Source organism: Thalassolituus maritimus, from assembly GCF_900156675.1.
Taxonomy (GTDB): Bacteria; Pseudomonadota; Gammaproteobacteria; order Pseudomonadales; family Oceanobacteraceae; genus Thalassolituus; species Thalassolituus maritimus.
The window spans coordinates 117,961-140,303 of record NZ_FTOH01000007.1 but is presented as its reverse complement, the minus strand read 5'-3'; the positions used below and the strand labels follow the sequence as shown (position 1 = coordinate 140,303).

Below are 22,343 nucleotides of genomic sequence, written 5' to 3'. Positions count from 1 at the left end.
GACAAAATTTGTCACCTATGCCGTTTTTCTTTGATTCGACAGCACCTATAATTTCGGGTTTTCTTCAGCCGAGGTATGTCCACTCATGTCGCTATCCCGTGACACACTGCAACTACTGTTACTGACGCAGACTCAGAACGACGCAGAACAACTCGTCAGTCTGATGCGTAATTCCGGTTTCAGTACACGTGCCCGGACAGTGATCACACATGAGCAATTTGAAGAGGCCCTTAAGTCCGCCCAATGGGATGTCGTAGTTGCCGATCCGGATCTGGAAAACATCGAGTTCACTGAGCTGCTAAGCCAGATTCATCGACTGAACTACGATATTCCTTTGATCCTCATACCGGCAAATTCCAGCAATGCTCTTCTCGAAAGTGCTCTGACCAAAGGCGCCAGTGCGGTCGTGGCTTTTGATGAAAGCAACATCCTGATGCAGACCATCCGACGCGAAGTCGAGCACTTGCGCAACCGCCAGGAAGTCCGCCTGTTGAAGGTTAAACTACGAGACGCAGAAAAGCGCTCACGCATGCTGCTGGAAAGTTCACGCGATCCGATTGCTTACATTCATGATGGTATGCATGTCCATGCAAATTCTGCCTATCTTGAAATGTTCGGTTATGAATCGGTCGAAGACCTCGAGGGCATGCCTGTCATGGACATGATTGCCTCAGACAGTCAGGCGAGTTTTAAGGATTTCCTGAAGCAATACCGGACCGGAATCCCTGATAGCTTTGAGCTCGAAACCACGGGCGTACTGCCGGATGGTGAGCAATTTCCGATGACCATGAGTTTCAGCGACGCCACCTACAGCGACGAGCCATGCAATCAGATTCAGATCAGTCGTCGTGATACAGAGAGCGAATTGGCTGCTGAACTGACCGAACTGCGGCACCGTGATGCGGTCACGCAGTTACACAACAAGGAATATTTCCTGGAACGCCTGACACGCGCTGTCGATCACGCCGTTCTCGAAAAACAGTACAGCACTCTGGTGTACGCGGAAATTAATGGCTTCGATACTATACGTCGCGATGTTGGTATTGAATCCAGCGATACGGTGATCCGCGAAATCAGTCAATGCCTGAGCAGCATCGCGCATGAATACGATGTCACCGCGCGAATTTCAGATGATACCTTTATCTGGATGATGCCGGGTGGTGACCCAGCCAAGGCACGCCAGCAAGCCCAGAAACTGATCAGCACGGTCAATAATCTCCTCATTGATCTGGAACAGCGTACCGTGCAGCCAACACTCAGCCTTGGCATAACATTGATCACAGACGCCAGCCCGGTACCGACCGAGATCCTGCAACAGGCTCACCTTGCCTGTGATGCAGCCGCCGAAGAGAACAAGCAGAGTAGCAGCAGCGCTCACCTGTTTATGCCGGAAGACAAATCGGAAGCACGACAAACGCGCTCGATGGAAAAGCAGATCACGACCGCACTGTCGCGAAATCAGTTACGGCTTCTGTTCCAGCCTCTGATCAGTATGCGGGGTGATGATGCCGAACATTACGAGGTGCTGCTTCGATTACCCGGAGGAGATGCCTCAGACCCTCAGGCCGGGGCATTTATTAACAGCGCCGAGGTCAGTGATACGCTCAAACGGAAACTGGATCGCTGGGTCATCCTGCATGCTACCAAGCTTCTTTCTGAGCGTCAGAAACAAGGTAAAGACACCAAGCTCTTTATCAATATTACAGGGGCGTCTCTGCGCGATGAGAAGTTACCCGCCTGGGTTCAGGTCGCACTGAAGGCCGCCGGACTCAATCACAACGCGATCATTTTTCAATTCTCAGAAGAAGATGCTGTGCGCTATGCAGCGCCTGCCAAACGCTTCTGTTATCTGGTGCGCGCGCTCGGCATCAGTACCGCTGTCAGTCGTTTTGGCTGCGAGCTGGAGCCAATGCGCCTGCTGCAACAGGTAGATATTGATTACGTGAAAGTCGACGGTTCATATATCCGCGAGATTGGCGGCGATAACGCTAACGGCAACAAAGCGTTGAAAGAGCTGCTAGGCGAGGTACACGAGGCAGGGAAAATCAGTATCGCACCATTTATCGAAAGTTCATCCACCGTGGCCAATATCTGGCACTACAGTGTCCACTTTATTCAGGGATATTACGTTCAGGCGCCCCAGGCGGATATGACGTATGACTTCTCAGAAGAATAAGTCGGAGCTTCTACATCAGAAGAAGCTCTGTCCTCTATAACTAGAGGCGGGACTGGGTTGAAGCCACGCTCTTATAAAAACTGTGACCCGCCAGAGCAGCAGTCGCGGTTAATGGATATCGCGGTCGTGGTAACCAAGAAGATAAAGCAGCCCATCCAACCCCAGTGTTGAGATCGCATGTTTGGCGTTTTCACGTACCAGTGGCTTGGCGCGGAACGCGATGCCAAGACCAGCCACCGATAACATCGGCAGATCATTCGCACCATCACCCACGGCGATGGTCTGCTCGAGGCGAATGCCCTCACGCTCGGCGAGTTCACGCAGTAGCTCAGCTTTACGCTGACCATCAACAACACGTCCGGTCACGCGCCCCGTCACGACGTTGCCTTCCATCTCCAGTTCGTTCGCGTAGACATAATCAATGCCCAGCTGAGACTGGAGATAACGCCCAAAGTAGGTGAAACCACCAGAAAGAATCGCGGTTTTGTAGCCCAGCGCTTTCAGGTTACGGATCAGGCGCTCAGCACCTTCTGTAACAGGTAAACGCTCAGCAATGCCTTGCAACACATCACCACTCAGACCTTTCAACAGCGCAACCCGCTGTTCAAAACTCTGTGTGAAGTCGAGTTCTCCCTGCATTGCACGCTCGGTGATTTCAGCTACCTGCTCACCTACCCCGGCGGCATGAGCGAGTTCGTCGATCACTTCGGTTTCGATCAGGGTCGAATCCATATCGAAGCAGACAAGGCGACGGGTACGTCGGTACACATCATCTTCCTGGAAGGCGATGTCCACATTCAGGTCGTTGGCGGCTTCCAGAAACTGCGCTCGCATGGCGGTCTGGTCTGCTTCACCACGCACCGAAAACTCGACACAAGCACGGGTTGTCTCGCTTTGTTTATCCAGCGGGACACGGCCAGAAAGTCGACTGATCTGGTCAATATTGAGATTGTGCTCGGCGGCAATGGAAGTCACGCGTGCAATTGCGTCGGCCTGAATGGTCCGCGCCAGCAGCGTGATGATATGGCGGGGTTTCCCCTGACCGGCGACCCAGTGCTCGTAGCTTTCAGGCGTCACCGGAGTGAACGAGACTGACAGCCCCATTTCGTGGATTCTGAAAAGTACGTCTTTCAGAACCGGAGCTGCTTCCGCCGTTGACGGAATGGCTGCCAGTATCCCTAACGAAAGCGAGTCGTGGATTTCGGCCTGACCGATATCCAGAACGGTTACTTCGTATTGAGCAAGGATACTACTGATGGTCGCAGTAACACCGGGCTTGTCAGCACCGGTGATACGAATGAGCACTAATTCCGTCACGGAGGTCTCGCTTAATCTGCAGATCAGAGTTTGTCGGTGTCTGATTTCGCTGCGGCAACTACGGCACGCAGTTCTTCGATCAGTTCAACGGTCTCGTGTACAGACAGAGCACGCACGCGGTCAACACTCATCAGAAACAGACCTTTCTCAAGTTGTGCCAGTTTGTCCTGCAGAGACTGTTTCACATCACTCATGGTCATTCCTCATCTAAACTATATCTAAACTGTAATTTACAAGCTGTCTTCCATCACAGAAGCCGTGTTCGGTGCTGGCGTTGCGACAAGCGCGGCATATAATACCATTAAAGTTATGGAAATTTAGAATTATCAGGACTGCCGATGCCTAATCTCCGCACATTCAGCGAAACACTCAATACCAGCCAGCGCGCTGGTCTACTGGCAGCGGTCATGGTCCTGATTGCAGGCATCATACTGAGCGCTCTCGCCTATACCGAAGTCCGCAATTACGCCCGCCAGCAACTCACTTCAGAAAATACCCGTCAGTTACAGCACCTTGGAGCGCTCCTGACTCCGGCATTAGTACGTGATGACCGTATTACACTGAATCTGACTCTGAGCGAGTGGGACGCGGGTAAAGCCCTGCCTGCAATCCGCGTACTTGATCGTGACGGAAAGCCAGTGGCCAGTGCCGGGCGTATCAACGCTGAATTAACCATGATGCCTGTTGAAATCCGTCAGGACGGTACGCTCTATGGCTCACTCGAAGGCTATACAACGGACGCTCCCGCTCAGACCGCGGCGACACGAGTTGCATCTCAGAGTTTACTGGTGACCGCTGCGCTAAGCCTGATTGCGGGCCTTACTGGATGGTTACTCAGCGAAAAGTACGCACGTTACCTTCGCCAGCTGCGCACGAAACTCAGTGGCTGGCGCGACGGCGAAGAGCTGACACTGCCGATGGGGCCGGGAGATCCTGACCTGCAGTCGCTGCATTCCGTTTTAGGCGACATATCCAAACGTGAGCAACAACGTCGCGCGGTTGAAGTTGCTCTCGGACAGTTCATGGGCAATGAAGACACCCCATTCCCTGACCCGATGAAGTACTACGACTGCGCCATGCTTTTTATCGAGATTCAGGACCTTGAGCTACTGCAGCAGCGTCTCAGCGCTGAAGAGCTGACCACCACGCTGAATCAATATCACCGCCTGCTCTCTCAAGCCGCTAAGCTCTACAACGGTAAAGTTGACCGCTACCTGGGCGACGGTGTCGTTATGCTGTTTGGCGTACCCGGCCGGGACCGCAACGCCGCCATGCATTGTCTGTATGCGGCGCGCCTGTTTTCCAGCCTGGTCAATCATCTACATGAGACGAACTCTGGCGTACTGCCACTTGAGTTTAACGTTGCAGCGCACTGGGGCCCGGTACTTATGGCGCCTCTTCAGGATGGCGTGTCGACTCAATACAGCCTGATTGGTGATGCTGTGCACTGGGCATACCACCTGGCGGCGCAAAGTGAGGAACGCCGGATCATTGCCAGCCAGACCTTGATAGAAATGCTTGAAGACGGTCACGATATCATCTGGAGCGAGGGTCCGAATATTCGTGACCTGCATGGTGGCGTGCAGCCAACCTACTGGCTTAACCAGCTACCAGAGAAAACAGAATCTCTGATTCAGCGCCAGATGAAACACATCACCAGTATGACTGAAAGCGCCTGACCACCAGCACCTCACTTACCGACGGCGCATCTGCTCCTGCAACTCTGCCATACGTTGCAGGACACCAATCCCCTCAAGGTAGTTACCCTCAGGCGCGCACTGATGCGCCATCATCAGCACCGCCTCCAGCGTACTGACGCCGCCTTCAACCTGACTGGTACGGAGATATTCAGACGGTCTATCCGGGCTGAGCGAGACTCGTGGCAGCGATAATACCCAGGGATTTAACAGCGTTAAGCGCCGGACTTTACGCCAGGTACCGTCGAGAACCAATACCGTATGAATGGCTTGCGCATCTGCTTCGGTTGAGCGTTCGTCCGATGGGTAGAGGAGCGCAACACCAGCGTCTGCTAGCGTCCCGAATACTTCTTCAAAGGTAAATTGATCGCCAATTTTCAGCTCACACCCCTTGATACTGCGTTCGAGTAAGGGCGCCGTGGACAATGGATGCTTAGCTTCATCCGGGTCCTGCCAGATCACTAAACGAAACGGCAGCTCATAATGGATCAGGTGGCTGCAGAGGCAGACCTTCTCTGGCCTCCCGCAGCCATCACAGACCGACCTGCTCATCGCAGCCTCATCAAAGCTTTACCCACGTTCGAGAAGAGGTTGCAGGAAGCGGCCTGTGTGCGAGTGCTCCATCGCACCGATATCTTCAGGTGTACCCTCACCAATAATCAAGCCGCCCTTCGAACCACCTTCGGGGCCCAGATCAACGATCCAGTCGGCGGTTTTAATGACATCAAGGTTATGCTCAATCACTACCACGGTATTACCATGATCACGAAGACGATGCAGAACAACTAACAGCTGTTCGATGTCATGAAAGTGAAGGCCAGTGGTCGGCTCATCAAGAATGTAGAGTGTCTTACCGGTATCCCGCTTAGACAGCTCTTTCGCTAACTTAATACGCTGCGCTTCACCACCGGACAACGTGGTCGCTGCCTGACCAAGACGAATATAACTGAGACCGACATCCATCAATGTCTGAAGTTTACGAGCCACCGCCGGGATAGCATCAAAGAACTCGCGCGCATCCTCAACCGTCATATCCAACACCTCGTGGATATTCTTACCTTTGTAACGGATATCCAGAGTTTCACGGTTGTAACGCTTACCTTTACAGACATCGCACGGCACATAAATGTCAGCCAGAAAGTGCATTTCTACCTTGATCACGCCGTCGCCCTGACAGGCCTCACAACGTCCGCCTTTCACGTTAAAAGAAAAACGTCCGGCTTTATAACCACGTGAGCGCGCTTCCTGTGTTCCGGCGAATATTTCACGAACCGGGGTAAAGATTCCGGTGTAGGTCGCAGGGTTAGAACGCGGAGTACGGCCAATCGGGGATTGATCAATATCCACGACCTTATCGAGCTGATTCAGCCCCGTAATACTTGAGTGCTCCGAAGGTTTTAACGTGGTTGCGCCGTTCAGCGCTGTCGCTGCCAAAGGATATAAAGTGCGGTTAATCAGGGTTGATTTACCCGAACCGGAAACCCCGGTAATACAGGTCATCAATCCCAAAGGGATGGTCAGATCTACACTGTTCAGGTTATTTCCGTTAGCGCCTTTTAACGTCATGACTTTTTTCTTGTCATAAGGCGTACGCTTTTCCGGAAGAGCGATGGCCCGTTTGCCGCTGAGGTATTCCCCCGTGACCGAGTTTTTATTCTTCATCACCTGAGCGGGTGTGCCTTGCGCAATCACTTCACCGCCATGCACACCAGCGCCCGGGCCAATATCGATCAGATGGTCAGCGCTGCGAATTGCATCTTCGTCGTGTTCGACAACGAGCACGGTATTCCCCAGATCACGGAGATGGAACAAGGTTTTCAGCAAACGATCATTGTCACGCTGATGCAGACCAATGGAAGGTTCATCAAGAATATACATCACCCCAACGAGACCAGCACCAATCTGAGAGGCCAGGCGAATCCGCTGAGCCTCACCACCCGAGAGCGTGTCTGAGCTACGGTTAAGTGTCAGATATTCGAGACCGACATTGACCAAAAATTGCAGACGGTCACGAATTTCTTTCAGAATTTTTTCAGCAATTTCACCTTTATGGCCATCCATCTGAAATTCTGAAAAATAGTTGTGGGCATCTTCGACCGGCATGCTGGTGCAGGCATGAATGGTTTTATCGCCCACAAAAACGTTACGGGCCTCACGGCGCAGACGTGAACCATCGCACGCAGGGCACGGCTGAATGCTCAGGTACTTGGACAATTCCTCAAGCACCATCTGAGAGTCGGTTTCGCGATAACGACGCTCAAGGTTAGGCAGCACCCCTTCAAACGGATGAGATTTGCTGACGCGATCACCACGGGAATTCACGTAAATAAATTCGATTTTCTCATCACCAGAGCCACGCAGTATTGCATCGCGATGTTCAGGCTTCAGGTCTGCCAGAGCCGTATCAATATCAAAGCCATAATGGTCCGCCACTGAACACAACATCTGATAGTAGTAAACGCTCCGACGGTCCCAGCCGCGAATCGCGCCTTCGCCCACACTCAGAGAATCATCATGTACGACGCGGTCAGGGTCGAAATACTGTTTCACACCCAGACCATCACACGTCTGACAGGCACCGGCCGGGTTGTTAAATGAGAACAGACGAGGCTCCAGCTCTGAAAGGCTGTAACCACAGTGCGGACAGGAAAACTGAGAAGAGAACATCATGGGTTCTTTCTCGGGCGCATCCATATCAGCAACCAGCACCAGGCCACCGCTGAGTTCAAGACAGGTCTCGATGGATTCTGACAGGCGCTGCTCAATACCTTCTTTGACTTTAAAACGATCTACCACGACTTCGATCGTGTGTTTTTTCCGCTTATCGAGATCCGGCGTATCGTCAAGGTCACATACTGTGCCGTCTACACGAACACGAATAAAACCCTGTGCACGCAGACTTTCAAATACATGCAGGTGCTCACCCTTACGATCCCGGATAACAGGCCCGAGAATCATGCATTTACTGTCTGCGGGTAGCAGCATAATTTCATCAACCATCTGGCTCACTGTCTGAGCCTCAAGAGGCACATCGTGATCCGGGCAGCGCGGCGTTCCGACACGCGCAAACAGCAGACGTAGGTAATCGTAGATTTCGGTGACAGTACCAACGGTCGAGCGAGGATTATGAGAGGTCGATTTCTGTTCAATAGAAATCGCCGGAGATAAGCCTTCAATCAGATCGACGTCGGGCTTTTCCATCATCGACAGGAACTGACGAGCATAAGTAGATAGTGACTCAACGTAGCGCCGCTGCCCTTCAGCGTACAGAGTGTCAAACGCCAGAGAGGATTTGCCCGAGCCACTGAGGCCAGTGATTACCACGAGTTTATCCCGTGGAATATCAATATCGACGTTTTTGAGGTTGTGTGTACGTGCGCCGCGAACGAGAATTTTATCCATGTGGAGCTTTCACTACCTGAGTCAAAACCCCCATTGTAAAGCAAGGCGAAGACGGGATCAGCCGCTTTTACTGTGAATCAGCCTGTTGCTTCTGCTTCTTCCTTGTCATGCAGCTCGTGCATGTTTTCTTTTGCCCAGTTCACGGCCTGAATTCGGTTGGTCACGCCGATTTTCCGGAACAGGTTATAAACGTGAGTTTTTACCGTGTGCATGCTGACGTTGAGCTCTTCAGCCACTTCAGCGTTTGTCGCCCCTGTTGCCGTCAGGCGCAGTATCTGCTTTTCACGACGAGTGAGAATACCGGCAAAGCCGGTGGCGTTTTTAGGGCGCTCACGAGTCCTTTCAAGAAAAGCCGCCATGAGATGGCGTGGTAGCCAGAGTTCGCCGAGAAACAGACTTTCAATACCTCGACACAACTGGCTGTGGGTCGTACCGGTATAGAACAGACCATTCAGTTTAGGCCAACTTATCAGCTGTTCGGAGGGGTGTCGTTTCGCCACATTAAATACGGCAATACCAACATCGGCTTGCAGGTCATGAAGACAATCCACCAGCTCGCGGATACGTTCTGGAGCTGCGCTCCCGGAATCAATCAAAGCAATCACTCTGTCTGCTTCGAATTCCCACTCTGCCCGCCAGTGACGAACATCTATCAGCTGACACTCAATACCTGTGTTCTGATGAACATTGCCGATCAGGATTGAGTTCTCAAGGTTTGTCTGACCAAAAAGAAGTATTCTTCGTTCGATGGCAGGTGATCTCTGGTCCATAAAGTCTCTCCATGTACTTTCGCCCAAGCTAGTCGCTTCCGTCTTGGTATATCCCTTATACCCCCAAAGGAGTTTACCGCAATCAGACTAAGATGGTAGTGGGATTTGGCGTCATCAAGACTCCCCCTCCAGCGCCGACAATCTGGTAGACTAGCCGCCCTGATTCACAGTTATCGATTGGCCGCACAGTGACCCCAGATAAAACCGAACAACGCGCCGTGATCTCCCTCGCCTCACTATACGCTCTTCGTATGTTGGGCCTGTTCATGGTTCTGCCCGTCATGATGCTCGAAGGCGAGCAACTGGAAGGTGCAACACCTCAGTTGCTGGGGCTGGCTATGGGCGTCTACGGCCTTACGCAGGCTCTGCTGCAGATACCTGCGGGCGCACTCTCCGATCGGATTGGTCGCAAGCCAGTGATCATCGGTGGCTTGCTGATCTTTGCCCTGGGCAGCGTTATCGCGGCTACCTCAGACAGTGTCTGGGGAGTGATCATAGGGCGCGCATTGCAAGGCGGTGGCGCTATTGCCAGTGCGATTATGGCCCTGGTCACTGACCTGACCCGCGAAGAGCATCGGATGAAAGCCATGGCTTCCATTGGTGCCAGCATCGGCCTTTCTTTCTCGGTCGCACTCATACTTGGGCCCTGGCTGGCATCCTTTGGTGGCCTTCACCTGATTTTTGCTGTCACCGCAGTACTGGCCATCGGCGGCGTCCTGGTTACTCTTTGGGTGATTCCTGCTCCCCCGGCCAAACAGCACAGAGACGCCAGCGCGGCACTCCCTGTCATTGTCGAACAACTTAAAAATCGCCGCATGTGGCCGCTCAATCTGGGGATTTTCTTACTCCATGCTCTGATGGTCGCTATTTTCGTCGCTATCCCTGCTCAATTGGTTGAAGCAGGTCTGACGGCGAATCACCACAGCTGGCTATACCTGCCCGTACTTCTTGTTGCCTTTGTCTTGATGGTGCCACTGATCATCATTGCCGAGAAACGACAACGCATGAAGGGCGTCGTTATTACAGGCTCACTGATCATTGCTGCCGCTCTTCTGCTTATGGGCACAGCTTCCTCACTCTGGCACTGGATCGTATTGCTGTTGTTGTACTTCTGGGGCTTCAACCTGATGGAAGCCAGCCTGCCCTCATGGCTTAGCAAGATTGCTCCCGCAGGCGCTAAAGGTAGCGCCATGGGGATCTACTCCAGCATGCAGTTTCTGGGCGCTTTCTTCGGTGGCAGTATCGGGGGCTGGGTTCTCAGCCAATATGGGGCGCCAATTCTGTTTGTCGGACTGGGGGCATTGGTGGTACTTTGGGCGCTGTTAATGTCTCAGACCAATGCACCGCGTCATCTGGTCAGTGTCCGCCTGCCGGGCCATCGCCATCTCGATAATTCAGCCCTGGCATCACTTGAAGCTCTGCCCGGCGTTGCTGAAGCACTTTATCTTCCGGCAGAAGACGCGGTATATCTGAAAGTCAGTGCGGATGAATTCAGCCGCGAAGACGCACTGACCTTGATCGAATCCACAGGAGAAAAACATGGCTCGCAGTGTTAATAAAGTCACTCTCATCGGCACCCTGGGTCGCGACCCTGAAGTGCGTTACCTTCCGAATGGAAATGCCGTAGCCAACCTGTCACTGGCAACAGATGAAAGTTACAACGACAAGGCAACCGGCCAGAAGGTCGAGCAGACTGAATGGCACCGCCTGACCGTCTATGGACGTCTTGCCGAAATCTGCCAGCAATACCTGAAAAAAGGTTCACGAGCCTACTTCGAAGGCAAGCTGCGTACCCGCGAATGGGAAAAAGACGGTGTAAAACGCTACACCACCGAAATTATCACTAACGAAATGATGATGCTGGACTCCCGTGGCGATGGAATGAGCACTGGCTCAGGCCAGATGCCTGGCAACATGAGCGGTGGTATGGGTGGCGGCATGGGCGGTTACCAACAGCCACCACAGCAAGCGCCTCAGCAGCCACGCCAGGCTCCGCAACAGCCGGCTCAACAGCCGGGTGGTTACCAACAGGCGCCACAGCGTCCGCCTCAGCCTGCACAGCAACCGGCTCAGAGCGGATATGGCAATCAAGGTGGTTACCAGCAACCTCCACAACCTCCACAACAGGCACCTCAGCAGCCTGCTCCGCAGCCCAGCAATAGCTTTGATGATTTTGACGACGACATCCCATTCTGAGGGAATTGAGAACGGGGCTTCGGCCCCGTTTTTTATATCTGGCATACAGTACTTTAAAAGACACCTGTCTGACAAAAGGTCAAAATCGACGTTAACAGTATGTCTCTGAGGCCAAGTTTTGTGCGGCATTAAGACTCTATAATGCTGAGCAATCACTACAGACTACTGGGCATAATAGGCCAAACAAAGTCCGCTTCAGGTATTCATTTAAGGAAGTCCCGAATGTTAACGAAAGAGATCAAAAAACCGACTCCAGCACTGATTCAGTACATCCGTATTGCAATGAAAAATCCGGGTAAACCTAAGCAGGAGCTGGTCTGTGAAGAACGCGCTCGCTTCTCTCGTAAGAATGTCCGGGTTAATCCTTCCGAGCTTGAAGAGTACCGCCGCCAGTGTGGATTCGCGAAAAGTAAGTACCTGCCATTTACTTACCCTTTTTTGCTGACCTTCCCGCTTCAAAGTGCATTATTTCTATCTGATGCATACCCGCATGCGGTGATGGGCCTGGTTCATATCCGCAATATCATCACCCAGCACAAACAAATTCCTGTGGATGCCACACTGGATACCGACTGTACTCTGATCGGTCCGGAAAAAGTTCACAACGGTGAACTATTCACTTTCTATACCCGTATGCATATCGCTGGTGAACTTGTCTGGGAGTGCCGAAGCGTTCTTCTGAGGCGCGGTAAGAAGAATCCGGATATGGAAAAAGCACCGACGCTCGATGTTGTCGAGAACGCTGAACGTATCGTTGATTGGGAAGTACCAGCTCTGACGGGTGTTAAGTACGCTCTTCTGGGTCGTGACATCAACCCTATTCACCTGTTTCCATTCACTGCACGGGCTTTCGGCTTTAAGCGTCCGATTGCTCATGGTATGTGGGCAAAAGCACGCGCCATGGCATCCATCGAATCTCACCTGAAAGGGCGCCCTGCGGAAGTCACTGTAGACTTCAAGCTACCTATCTTCCTGCCGGGACAAGCGCAGCTGGGCTATAACGTCCGTAAAGACGGTGTGGACTTCGGTTTAACCGATCCGGAAGACGGCAAACCCTTCCTCGCTGGTCAGGTGAAATACATCTGAGCTACCCAGTTTCAGACAGACACAAAAAAACCGGCCATTGGCCGGTTTTTTTGTTTACGGTGATGGCTTATGCCATACCGAACAGCACCTCTGCATTCAGACCGTGCTTTTCAAATACTTCTCGCAGACGCTTAAGCGCTTCTACCTGGATCTGGCGCACTCGCTCACGGGTGAGACCGATTTCGCGGCCTACATCTTCCAGCGTGCTTGGTTCATAGCCACGCAGACCAAAACGACGTGAGAGCACTTCACGCTGCTTTTCAGGCAGTTCTTCGATCCACTGTGACAGGTTGCTCTGAATATCGTCGTTCTGCAGCTCTGTACCCGGATCTTCCATACGCTCATCAGCGATGGTGTCGAGAATCGACTTGTCAGAATTCGGGCCCAGCGGCGTATCAACCGAAGTAACACGCTCATTCAGCTTCAGCATGCGCTTAACGTCCGCGACAGGCTTATCAAGCAGTTCTGCGATATCTTCAGCCGTCGGCTCGTGATCAAGCTTCTGAGCCAGCTCACGGGCAGCACGCAGATAGACGTTCAACTCTTTTACTACGTGAATCGGCAGACGAATGGTGCGGGTCTGGTTCATGATTGCACGTTCGATGGTCTGACGAATCCACCAGGTTGCATAAGTCGAGAAGCGGAAGCCACGTTCAGGATCAAACTTCTCTACAGCGCGGATCAGCCCCAGATTACCTTCTTCAATCAGATCAAGCAGAGAAAGGCCGCGGTTAACGTAACGACGAGAGATCTTCACCACCAGACGGAGGTTACTTTCGATCATGCGTCGACGGCCCATTTCGTCGCCCTTACGAGCCAGGCGAGCGTAATGCACTTCCTCTTCAGCAGACAACAGCGGAGAGAAACCAATCTCATTGAGATACATCTGGGTGGCATCAAGAGTTTTCCCGGATGTGTCCGCAGCGAACCGTTCCTGGCCGCTTTCTTCAGTAGAATCGTCAGCTGAGGCTGTTTCTACGTCATCGAACACTTCTTCTTCAATAATATCGCGTTGTTGTACTGCCATGTTTAGTCCCACCTTTGGGTTGGTCATCCTGAACCTGAACCGAAACAGGTTTTGTGCCAGAACGACTGTTTACTTTTTATCCACCCCCTCTGCGCTGTGGCAGATACTTCAGTGGATTGACCGGCTTGCCGTTTTCCCGGATCTCAAAGTGAAGTTTCACTTTGTCGGTACCAGTAGATCCTTTTTCGGCAATTTTTCCGCCCGCTTTAATTTCTTGGCCTTCGCTGACGGTGATGCGGCTAGCGTGGGCGTAAGCACTTAAGAACTTTTCGTTGTGCCGGATGATGACAAGGTTGCCGTACCCCCGGAGTCCGGTGCCTGCGTAAACCACTGTTCCCGCCGCTGCTGCCAAAATAGATTCCCCCATCGACCCGGCAAGATCAATCCCCTTGTTCACGGGTCTCCTGGTCGAAAATTGACCAATTATTTTGCCGTCAGAGGGCCACTGCCACCCCGAAATCGGCCCAGTCGGCACCGGTTTTGGCGATAACTGACCATTTTTAGGTTTACTGACTCTTGGCGATGCAACAGGCTTAGGCGGATTTGACGGGTTTCTGACACTCACACGCGGAGCACTGGCGGCTTCTGCGGCGGTGTAGTCGATGTCAATTTTCTGGCCGGGATAAATAGTATGTGGGGAAGAAATGGAGTTAGCGTTCGCCAACTCGCGATAGTCCAATCCATAGCGCCACGCAATGGAATACAAAGTCTCTCCCTCGCGAACAAGATGAAAACCTGACGCCGTTTTATCTCTGCCGAATTTTTGATCAACTGAGACGAAGCCACCGCCAGATGTACAAGCAGTAACTATCGTTGAGGTTATGACTAATATGACAAGCCGGGCAGTTTTCATAGGTTCTGACAAGTTTACGACTTTTTGACACCCGATAGTGACGGCTTTCCGCCCATGTAACGGTTTGCAACCTTTGCAACCCAGGTGAATAAAAAACGTATTTTTTAATTCCAAAGTATTCTAAAAAATATCAGGATTTTTTTATCCGTAGCCACTGTATACAGGATTTCAAACCTGCTTTTCAAAGAAAAGAAGTGACTAAACAGGCGTTCATTTTATTTTTCCGCTGAATTACCACTTCCGAAGCGTTCAAGTCCGATAACAAGAATGGCCCCTGAGAACATCAAAAAAATTGAAACCACAACCATTTCATCAAATACCGGCAGTGCCATTTGCTGTACGAATGGCACTTCTTCTCCCTTGCTGTTGATGCGTGTCGACAGCGTTTCTTTCCATGGCCAGACTTTTACTAGTGATCCGACCATAAAACCCGTCAGAAGTGCGAGTACTACCGACGCATAGTGATGAAGAAGCCAGCTGAGCAAGCGGGAGAACAACAAAAGTCCAAGGCCCGCTCCTGCTGCAAAGGTCAGTAGCACCGGAAGATCAAACCCCTTAATCGCGGCAATCACAGGGGTATAGAGACCCATCAGTAGCAGAATAAAGCTGCCGGATATGCCGGGAAGAATCATGGCGCAGATCGCAATACTTCCAGCGGCAAAGACGATCGGCAGTGTTACTGCAGTCTCAGTCGGCGATGCGAGACTGATAAAGGCGGCAATCACAGCCCCTACCACCAGCATTGCGATTTCTTTTAACCGCCATTGGGGTATCGTTCGGCCGATATGTACGCATGAGGCGATAATTAAACCGAAGAAAAATGACCACAGCATAACCGGGTGAGTCATGAGCAGGTGATGAATTACTTTGGCCAGACTGATAATGGCCGTCAGAATGCCTGCGCCTAATGCCAGTAGAAAGGTTCCATCGATATGAGTCCAGGCTGATTTAAAGCCCTCGGATCTGAGCTTCCTTAAAGCCTCCAGATTCACGCTGGAAATGGCATCCAATAAGCGGGTATAGATACCGGTGATAAATGCGATAGTGCCACCCGACACACCAGGGACAACATCCGCCGCTCCCATTGCCATGCCCTTAAGAAATATTTTCAGATGCTCCATTGTGTCTCCATAATTGCGCAGGCCCTGCGCAAATGTCGTTGTTGTAAATCGTGTATTCGATTGAGTGACAGATAAAGAAAAGGACGCCGTAGCGCCCTATTGTTAATTCTGAACTCCGGGAAGGAAGGGCACGAAACGCACCGTTTCCAGAGTTTTTCGTGCGAAATGATCACCACGTCGGGTAATCAGTACCAGCTTCTGTTCTTTACCACCCACCGGGATCACCATACGCCCACCATCAGCGAGCTGTGCAAGCAATGACTCAGGCACCTCTTCCGGGGCTGCGGCAGCAAGAATACCATCGTAAGGCCCATGCTCAGGCCACCCCCAGGTACCATCCGAGAGGGTAAGATGCACATTGTCATACCCCAGGCTTTGCAGGCGCTCGACCGCACGGTTATGCAACGGTTCGATACGCTCAACACTATATAAGGTTCTGACAAGCGGAGAGAGTACGGCTGTCTGGTAACCAGAGCCAGTACCGATTTCCAGTACCCGTTCCAGCGGCCCGTTCGCCAGCAGTGTTTCTGTCATGCGTGCAACCGTATAAGGCTGACTGATGGTCTGGCCGTTACCAATCGGCAGAGCGGTATCTTCGTATGCACGGTGCGCCAGTGCTTCGTCGACGAAAAGATGCCTTGGAGTTGTAGCAATGACATTCAGGACTTCTTCGTTTCTGATGCCTGCTTCCTGTAAACGCTGCACCAGGCGGTTGCGGGTGCGTTGCGATGTCATTCCTATGCCAGATAAGTAGTGTTCGTTCACCTTGCTTCCTGCACTCTCACTTCTCAAAATGTTCCGACACCGGAACCAACATGCTATGTAGCGTCATATCTGTCTGAATGGGGGTTATCGAGACCCGCCCCTGCTCAATCGCATAAAAATCAGTACCCGGCCCAGCATCAGCAACATCGCCAGCCGCCGAGATCCAGAATAATTCTTTGCCACGAGGGTTGGTTGTTTTAACCGGATTATCCGCTTTATTTCGGTGCCCCAGACGAGTCACCTCAACACCGGTAATGTCCTCGTACGGTAGATCCGGAACGTTCACATTAATCACGGCGTTGCGCGGCAAGGCCAGCGATTCTAGCTGCGGCAGAATATCGATCAGTACCCGACCAGCTGTTTCAAAGTGAGTCTTTCCACATAAAGAAACCGCAATCGGCGTGCGCTTCAGAAAACGACCTTCGGTGGCCGCTGCGACCGTACCACTATAGAGAACGTCGTCCCCCAGATTGGCGCCGCTGTTGATGCCTGCAATCACCCGTTCGCACGTGTCCGCATGAAATTCGTTGAGAGCCAGGTGCACCGCATCGGTCGGGGTGCCATCAACACTATGAAAACCGTTCTCATGGTGAATGACCTGCAGGGGCCGGTCGAGCGTCAGAGAGTTACTTGCGCCACTACGGTCACGGTCTGGCGCACTGACGCGAATATCGTAGCCCGCCGCAGACAACGTCCTGGCCAGCATCTTCAAGCCGGGCGCATGAACACCGTCATCATTGGAAAGCAGCAGAGTCATCAGGGTACATACCTTTCAGGTTCAGTTGTTTCTATGCATTCACGAATAAGTGATGTCGCATAATAACCGGCAGGCAGTGAAAATGTGAGTAGTAAATGCGACTCTTCTGGCCAGCTCCAGGTCATATTACCGGGCATTGCTGCCAACGCACGGCGATCCTGATTCAGACCAGAGAATTCAAGCCCCTCACAGAGTTCAGGATGTTGTGCAGCAATCTCCGATTCAAGCGCCAGAGCGTCATCGGTAGTTGTCAGCCGCCCTCGTCCCCACATAGGTCCTGTTGCGACACCTTCATCCGTCAGGATATCGCCAGTCAGGCTCTGCCCCCACAACCCAGAACGTATTCTGGCGGCGAGAACTTCGTTAAACAGGAAAGACCGGACCGAAGACAGATAGATGCCTTTCTTCTTTTTATTACGCACGCGAATTTCACGCTTCAGCATCGCCATGCCATTTGCCACGTTGTCCCCTGCCAGACCAAACCTCTGGGGGCCAAAATAGTTCGGGACGCCATACTGTTGAACCAACGACAGATTACGCTCGATGGCAGTACGGTCTCCTTTGACTTCACGTAAAAGTATCTGAAAACGATTACCGAGCAGGTCTCCAGGGCGCAGCTTTTTTATATGCCGAGCCTGACTTATTACACGAAACTCAGGGTGTTCGAGTGCTATAAAGTCTGGCGCCTCTGTTTTAGGCATCCACACAGTGAACCACTGACGCGTTTCTGCGTATCGGTCTTTCAGGCCTGCATAACCCACATCCAGCTCGCGAACACCGGCGAATTCAGCAATCTGAGCGGCCACAAACTGCGTATTCGCCCCATCTTTGGCGACATCAAGCCAGACATGCTCTCCTTCGCCCGACGGCAACCCAAGAGGAATCTCTGTGACCACAAAGTCACTGTTCTCCTGCTTTAATACGGCCGTAGCTCCTGTCGCTTCGTACGCGGATGGCCACTCCGGTAATACTGAATAATCCTGCATTATTGCGTCTCACTATTCAGCAACAGAGCTACCGCGTGAACGGCAATACCCTCTTTACGACCGACATAACCGAGCTTTTCAGTTGTGGTGGCCTTCACATTGACGTCGTCGATTCTGACCTGAAGATCTGCAGCGATTACGGCGCGCATATCAGCGATATGAGGGGCCATCTTTGGTGCTTGCGCGATGATGGTGACATCAACATTACCCACGCGATAACCTTTGTCAGCCACCAGAGAAACAACATGACGCAGCAGCATGCGACTGTCAGCGCCCTTCCATTGTTCATCCGTATCCGGGAAGTGTTGGCCGATATCCCCCAGTGCCGCCGCGCCCAGCAGCGCATCAGCCAATGCATGTAATGCAACATCACCATCGGAGTGCGCTTTAAGGCCGTGCGAGTGAGGAATTTTCATACCTCCAAGCGTAATAAAATCGCCTTCATCAAAAGCGTGTACGTCAAAACCGTGTCCGATGCGCATGGCCTGTTCCTGAATTAGTTGCTCATTAATGTTGCGATAAAAAAAGTTCTGCCAGTGCCAGATCTTCCGGCCTGGTAACTTTGATATTGTCTGCCCGGCCCGAGACTAAGCGCGGACGGCCACCAGCATATTCGATTGCAGACGCCTCATCTGTCACTTCAAAACCGTCCGCTAGTGCTCGCTCGAGTGCAGTTCTTAACTCACCCAGACGAAACACTTGTGGGGTAAGCGCGTGCCAGAGCTGGTCACGCTCTACCGTATGATCAATCACCACCGAGCCATCTGCCTGAAGTGTGCCCCGTTTCATGGTATCTCGCGTTGGCGACGCCAGAATGGCCCCGCTGTCACCAAGCCCATCAAACAGAAGATCAAGATCACTGTGTCGTAGACAGGGGCGGGCAATATCATGCACGGCTACCCAGTCAGTGTCCGAAGCTATCCCCTCAAGTGCGCATAAACCGTTAAGTACCGAGTGACAACGCTCGCTACCGCCTTCCGCCCTGATCACATCAGAATGGCTGGCAAATTGACTGTCTGGCCAATAGGGGTCGTCCTCAGAAAGCACGACCACTGCCTTTTCAATAGAAGGGTAAGAAAGTACACACTCAAGGGTATGATCGAGAAGGAAGCGGCCTTTCAGAGGAAGGTACTGTTTTGGCCGGTCGGCCTGCATGCGGCTGCCTACACCAGCAGCCGGGAGCACTGCCCAGATAGAGTCGCTCATGAATCGGGTTCTGCAAATAAGATAAAGGTCTCGCCATCTTTAACCAGCCCCAGTTCCTCGCGGGCAGTCTCTTCCAGCAAGGCATCGCCGGTGCGTAGATCCATCACCTGATTCAACAAGGCATGATTCTCTGAAGACTGTTTATCGTTGGATGTCTGCAACTGATCTATCTGACGCTCAAGCGCGCGATTAGCAATCACGCCGCTGTCATCGAACCACAGGCGGTACTGCAGCACGATCAGCAGAAAAATGCCTACCGCAGTCCAGAAATGTGTAGCTCGGAATGCCATGTACAAGGTGCTCCAGGTCGGAGAAGACCAGACGTTAAGAATGGCCACATAGTAAACCAGCGGGACAGCTTGACCAAACCGAACAATAAAAAAAGCGGGCCTGAGCCCGCTCTCCATCGAAACACAGTTAACCTGTACTCAATCAAATCACTCCACGCCTGATCCGCGCTTATCATTTAGCAGCAGCGCATCCAGTCCGGAACTATCACCAATCGCGATCGCAGTTTTCACGTCACCGGCCGCAAATGGCAATGAATCAAGACCTGAAATAGCGGGGCTGGTGGTATCATCGGCGGCGATGTCTACCGTATAGGTGGCTGGTGACAGAGCGACGTACCCAGTGTCCTGACCTTGTTCAACATCCGCAAACGTTGGTGATTGCGGTTGAGTCATACCGTTTTCATAGACAAAAATATCCACAGGGTCGGCAGCGGTTGCAGAGGAGGCATGAACCAGACGAACGTAACCATTCGAGGCATCTTCCGCTGCACGGGTATCGGTAAGTACTATCAGCTGCGCATCCGTTACTGCTCCGGAGTCTCCCGATGCGATGACTGTGTAAGACTCACCGCGCTCCAGAGTCAGATCTCCGCTCAGGTTCGCCAAAGCATTACCAAGCCCCTGATCATCTGCAGCAATAGCAACACTGACCGTACCCGGATCGAGCACCGTGTATCCATTTACTGATTGGTAAGTAAACCCATCAATGAATAACTCGCCATTAGCGAAAACATCAACATCAATGTCGTCAACGGCATGAACGACCCGCAGCTCTGCGCTATTGTCCAACACCGTGGTTGCACCAGAGTCAGACCAAGCAATTAAGGACACAGGTGAACGGCCTTTGATGCTGTTAACAGCTACAAGCGCGATATCCCCTGCGACATTAAGCTCTCCAGATGCGTAAACCAGCTCTTCGGATTCATCTCCACCAATGAAGACCTCGTAATCTCCTGCCGCGACGGCTTCAAGCGTTGCGTTCGCTTCGAACGGTACCCCATCCAAGGCCGGTGTATCCGCACTAGTATCCGGATCGTCTCCCGGTGCAGTCACAAAAATATCGACATCATCAGCAACCGTCGCGGCGTGGACGACGGTTACGTCAGCATCCCCGTCTGTGTATGTTGCGGTGTCATCGATAACCTTGAGATCAAGCTCGGCCACATCATTGATGGCGATTACTGAGTAGTAACCGTTATCCATGAGATCAACCTCTGTACTGAACGCTACGGTTTCAGTGCCAGCGACCAGAATTTCTACTGTTGTCAGGCCATCCTCAATCTCAAGGTAGCCGGTACCCTGCTGAAAACTGACGTCGCGCAGGACAACATCGCCATTGAGCGCAACATCCACGTTGGGAGCATCCGCCGATGCATGTAAAACCCGAAGGTAGGCCTGATCATCGTTACTGTCATCGCCACCACAGGCGGCCAGCGCGGCCGCAATTGTGGTCAGTGCCAGAGGCTTAATGTAATTCATAGTCTCTCCTGATTAGGTTAGCTTGCCATATACAAGGTATATACAATATATATACACACAAATTAACAAAGATAGCCCCAGAGTGCCTGAACTGACAATTGATTACATTTCTGGAAAGAAATTCGACAAAGTGGTACTTATCGAGCCAGCAGCCCAGAGAAGACCTCTAGAGACAGGTATGCGACCCGAGTTAGGGGGAGGATCAGCAGAAAAACTAAAGCAGATAGCAGAGGCCATCTGCATCAGAAAACAGGATTAGTGAGAGGAGACCCTCTCTCCATTGTAGTATCGGGAGTGAGCATCCCGGGCGTCGCTTCTGACCTCACCTAAGACTTCATAAACGACTTCGAAGGTATTGAGATCGACACCTTCGACTTCTTGGATCGTACTGTCAGGGAGATAGAAAATACGATGATGATCACGATAATAGCCCCCGTCGATTCGTTGGAAGCTCGAAGCATCAGCAGTGGTATCTGTTACTTCAGTACACTCATAAAACCGGTAGTTATCATGCGCTAACCAGCTATTCAGTGGAGTGAACGACTGAGCATCTGCACCTTCAACAATGTTGCCTGCATAATAAATTTTCTCACCGCAGCGAGCCCAATACTTTTCAATATCTTCAAAAAACTCGAGATGACTTAAACTACACCCACGTAACACCGTGTTCCCGTAGATGACCGTTTCACCGCTAGCGACATAGTCACGACTCCTGCTGAGATCATTCAAAGCTTCAAGAGGTCCGCCAGGAGCTCCCTCGACAACCTCTCCACGGTAATACGTGTGTTCATTATCCCAGGCGTGGTACGCAAAGAAGTAACTCAGGTCGCCCTTGAACGTATCAAACGACTTAGCGTCAGCTTCAACTATGGGTTTGGCATTAAAATATGCGGTGCTCTTGGCTACCGAGTAGCCCTCGTTCCGAATCCCTTGAAGAAGATTAGAAATGCTGCGGAACATGCCTGCGTTAAAGATGATAAACAGCACCAGACAGCCAATCAGAAAATAACCACTGGCCAGCCCCCAAAAAGACTTTCCAGCGAGACTCAGCAAACCAAACATCCAGATTGGATACGACATATAGACCAGAAGCTGAATCATCCAGTCCAGACGGTTAGAAGCACCCGGACCACCCATGCCCATGATAGATACGATCCAAACCATGGGCCAGAGCATGAGCGCAAAGGTAACAAGGATATTTCCTAACAGACCCAT

Annotated in this window: 21 protein-coding genes; 5 read left to right on the top strand and 16 right to left on the bottom strand. The window is 51.9% G+C overall.

Annotated elements, in window-relative coordinates:
• The first annotated feature begins 85 nt into the window (after positions 1–85).
• Entirely contained in the window at positions 86–2,176 is a 2,091-nt protein-coding gene (locus BW941_RS12340; protein WP_076516504.1) for an EAL domain-containing response regulator, read from the top strand.
• Positions 2,177–2,284: 108 nt separating this feature from the next.
• On the opposite strand, the gene serB is transcribed toward BW941_RS12340, so the two are convergent.
• Positions 2,285–3,493, bottom strand: a complete 1,209-nt coding sequence (serB, locus tag BW941_RS12335) for a phosphoserine phosphatase SerB (RefSeq protein ID WP_068437275.1) — start codon at positions 3,491–3,493, stop codon at positions 2,285–2,287.
• Positions 3,494–3,516: 23 nt separating this feature from the next.
• Positions 3,517–3,687: a hypothetical protein gene (locus tag BW941_RS17855; protein ID WP_175607907.1), complete on the bottom strand. Its 171-nt coding sequence runs from the start codon at positions 3,685–3,687 to the stop codon at positions 3,517–3,519.
• A gap of 144 nt (positions 3,688–3,831) precedes the next feature.
• Between BW941_RS17855 and BW941_RS12330 the strand changes: the two genes are divergently transcribed.
• Entirely contained in the window at positions 3,832–5,172 is a 1,341-nt protein-coding gene (locus BW941_RS12330) for an adenylate/guanylate cyclase domain-containing protein (protein WP_076516502.1), read from the top strand.
• Positions 5,173–5,187: 15 nt separating this feature from the next.
• On the opposite strand, the gene BW941_RS12325 is transcribed toward BW941_RS12330, so the two are convergent.
• The 3 genes from BW941_RS12325 to BW941_RS12315 all read right to left on the bottom strand — a co-directional run bounded on the left by BW941_RS12325 (position 5,188) and on the right by BW941_RS12315 (position 9,362).
• Positions 5,188–5,742, bottom strand: coding sequence for a tRNA-uridine aminocarboxypropyltransferase (locus BW941_RS12325; RefSeq protein ID WP_068437269.1), 555 nt, complete (start codon positions 5,740–5,742; stop codon positions 5,188–5,190).
• Between the two features lie 18 nt (positions 5,743–5,760).
• Positions 5,761–8,592 carry an excinuclease ABC subunit UvrA gene (gene uvrA, locus BW941_RS12320; protein ID WP_076516500.1) on the bottom strand — a complete coding sequence of 944 codons (2,832 nt, stop codon included), beginning with the start codon at positions 8,590–8,592 and terminating at the stop codon, positions 5,761–5,763.
• Positions 8,593–8,669: 77 nt separating this feature from the next.
• A complete protein-coding gene (locus BW941_RS12315) occupies positions 8,670–9,362 on the bottom strand; it encodes a LuxR C-terminal-related transcriptional regulator (protein WP_076516498.1) in 693 nt (230 codons plus the stop codon).
• Positions 9,363–9,550: 188 nt separating this feature from the next.
• On the opposite strand from BW941_RS12315, the gene BW941_RS12310 reads away from it, so the two are divergent.
• From BW941_RS12310 to BW941_RS12300, 3 genes are all read left to right on the top strand, one after another.
• Positions 9,551–10,918: an MFS transporter gene (locus tag BW941_RS12310; RefSeq protein WP_084188915.1), complete on the top strand. Its 1,368-nt coding sequence runs from the start codon at positions 9,551–9,553 to the stop codon at positions 10,916–10,918.
• Positions 10,902–11,558: a single-stranded DNA-binding protein gene (gene ssb, locus BW941_RS12305; protein ID WP_076516494.1), complete on the top strand. Its 657-nt coding sequence runs from the start codon at positions 10,902–10,904 to the stop codon at positions 11,556–11,558. The genes BW941_RS12310 and ssb overlap by 17 nt, the downstream gene beginning before the upstream one ends.
• A gap of 222 nt (positions 11,559–11,780) precedes the next feature.
• Positions 11,781–12,644, top strand: coding sequence for a MaoC/PaaZ C-terminal domain-containing protein (locus BW941_RS12300; protein ID WP_076516492.1), 864 nt, complete (start codon positions 11,781–11,783; stop codon positions 12,642–12,644).
• 67 nt (positions 12,645–12,711) lie between these two features.
• Here the strand turns inward: BW941_RS12300 and rpoS are convergent, their stop codons facing one another.
• The 11 genes from rpoS to BW941_RS12245 all read right to left on the bottom strand — a co-directional run bounded on the left by rpoS (position 12,712) and on the right by BW941_RS12245 (position 22,343).
• Positions 12,712–13,671, bottom strand: a complete 960-nt coding sequence (rpoS, locus tag BW941_RS12295; protein WP_076516490.1) for an RNA polymerase sigma factor RpoS — start codon at positions 13,669–13,671, stop codon at positions 12,712–12,714.
• 76 nt (positions 13,672–13,747) lie between these two features.
• Entirely contained in the window at positions 13,748–14,536 is a 789-nt protein-coding gene (locus BW941_RS12290) for a peptidoglycan DD-metalloendopeptidase family protein (RefSeq protein WP_245820101.1), read from the bottom strand.
• A gap of 203 nt (positions 14,537–14,739) precedes the next feature.
• Positions 14,740–15,645, bottom strand: coding sequence for a DUF368 domain-containing protein (locus BW941_RS12285; protein ID WP_076516486.1), 906 nt, complete (start codon positions 15,643–15,645; stop codon positions 14,740–14,742).
• 102 nt (positions 15,646–15,747) lie between these two features.
• The gene (locus BW941_RS12280) at positions 15,748–16,380 is read right to left on the bottom strand and encodes a protein-L-isoaspartate(D-aspartate) O-methyltransferase (RefSeq protein ID WP_076516484.1); all 633 of its coding nucleotides are present in this window, start codon (positions 16,378–16,380) and stop codon (positions 15,748–15,750) included.
• 46 nt (positions 16,381–16,426) lie between these two features.
• The gene (gene surE, locus BW941_RS12275) at positions 16,427–17,167 is read right to left on the bottom strand and encodes a 5'/3'-nucleotidase SurE (protein WP_076516481.1); all 741 of its coding nucleotides are present in this window, start codon (positions 17,165–17,167) and stop codon (positions 16,427–16,429) included.
• Positions 17,167–18,153: a tRNA pseudouridine(13) synthase TruD gene (gene truD, locus BW941_RS12270; protein ID WP_068437225.1), complete on the bottom strand. Its 987-nt coding sequence runs from the start codon at positions 18,151–18,153 to the stop codon at positions 17,167–17,169. Before truD ends, surE begins: the two co-directional genes overlap by 1 nt.
• Positions 18,153–18,635, bottom strand: a complete 483-nt coding sequence (ispF, locus tag BW941_RS12265; RefSeq protein WP_068437223.1) for a 2-C-methyl-D-erythritol 2,4-cyclodiphosphate synthase — start codon at positions 18,633–18,635, stop codon at positions 18,153–18,155. Before ispF ends, truD begins: the two co-directional genes overlap by 1 nt.
• 25 nt (positions 18,636–18,660) lie before the next feature.
• Positions 18,661–19,359 carry a 2-C-methyl-D-erythritol 4-phosphate cytidylyltransferase gene (gene ispD, locus BW941_RS12260; protein WP_068437221.1) on the bottom strand — a complete coding sequence of 233 codons (699 nt, stop codon included), beginning with the start codon at positions 19,357–19,359 and terminating at the stop codon, positions 18,661–18,663.
• A complete protein-coding gene (locus BW941_RS12255; RefSeq protein ID WP_068437390.1) occupies positions 19,356–19,649 on the bottom strand; it encodes an FtsB family cell division protein in 294 nt (97 codons plus the stop codon). The genes ispD and BW941_RS12255 overlap by 4 nt, the downstream gene beginning before the upstream one ends.
• Positions 19,650–19,796: 147 nt before the next feature.
• Positions 19,797–21,128 carry a DUF4397 domain-containing protein gene (locus BW941_RS12250; protein WP_068437220.1) on the bottom strand — a complete coding sequence of 444 codons (1,332 nt, stop codon included), beginning with the start codon at positions 21,126–21,128 and terminating at the stop codon, positions 19,797–19,799.
• 255 nt (positions 21,129–21,383) lie between these two features.
• On the bottom strand, positions 21,384–22,343 hold the full coding sequence (locus BW941_RS12245; RefSeq protein WP_076516480.1) for a DKNYY domain-containing protein: 960 nt from the start codon (positions 22,341–22,343) through the stop codon (positions 21,384–21,386).

Coding starts and splice junctions, on each gene's coding strand:
- BW941_RS12340 (WP_076516504.1), top strand. CDS start 86: ATGTCGCTATCCCGTGACACACTGCAACTACTGTTACTGACGCAGACT.
- BW941_RS17855 (WP_175607907.1), bottom strand. CDS start 3,687: ATGAGTGATGTGAAACAGTCTCTGCAGGACAAACTGGCACAACTTGAG.
- BW941_RS12330 (WP_076516502.1), top strand. CDS start 3,832: ATGCCTAATCTCCGCACATTCAGCGAAACACTCAATACCAGCCAGCGC.
- BW941_RS12325 (WP_068437269.1), bottom strand. CDS start 5,742: ATGAGCAGGTCGGTCTGTGATGGCTGCGGGAGGCCAGAGAAGGTCTGC.
- uvrA (WP_076516500.1), bottom strand. CDS start 8,592: ATGGATAAAATTCTCGTTCGCGGCGCACGTACACACAACCTCAAAAAC.
- BW941_RS12315 (WP_076516498.1), bottom strand. CDS start 9,362: ATGGACCAGAGATCACCTGCCATCGAACGAAGAATACTTCTTTTTGGT.
- ssb (WP_076516494.1), top strand. CDS start 10,902: ATGGCTCGCAGTGTTAATAAAGTCACTCTCATCGGCACCCTGGGTCGC.
- BW941_RS12300 (WP_076516492.1), top strand. CDS start 11,781: ATGTTAACGAAAGAGATCAAAAAACCGACTCCAGCACTGATTCAGTAC.
- rpoS (WP_076516490.1), bottom strand. CDS start 13,671: ATGGCAGTACAACAACGCGATATTATTGAAGAAGAAGTGTTCGATGAC.
- BW941_RS12285 (WP_076516486.1), bottom strand. CDS start 15,645: ATGGAGCATCTGAAAATATTTCTTAAGGGCATGGCAATGGGAGCGGCG.
- BW941_RS12280 (WP_076516484.1), bottom strand. CDS start 16,380: ATGACATCGCAACGCACCCGCAACCGCCTGGTGCAGCGTTTACAGGAA.
- surE (WP_076516481.1), bottom strand. CDS start 17,167: ATGACTCTGCTGCTTTCCAATGATGACGGTGTTCATGCGCCCGGCTTG.
- truD (WP_068437225.1), bottom strand. CDS start 18,153: ATGCAGGATTATTCAGTATTACCGGAGTGGCCATCCGCGTACGAAGCG.
- ispF (WP_068437223.1), bottom strand. CDS start 18,635: ATGCGCATCGGACACGGTTTTGACGTACACGCTTTTGATGAAGGCGAT.
- ispD (WP_068437221.1), bottom strand. CDS start 19,359: ATGAGCGACTCTATCTGGGCAGTGCTCCCGGCTGCTGGTGTAGGCAGC.
- BW941_RS12255 (WP_068437390.1), bottom strand. CDS start 19,649: ATGGCATTCCGAGCTACACATTTCTGGACTGCGGTAGGCATTTTTCTG.
- BW941_RS12250 (WP_068437220.1), bottom strand. CDS start 21,128: ATGAATTACATTAAGCCTCTGGCACTGACCACAATTGCGGCCGCGCTG.
- BW941_RS12245 (WP_076516480.1), bottom strand. CDS start 22,343: ATGGGTCTGTTAGGAAATATCCTTGTTACCTTTGCGCTCATGCTCTGG.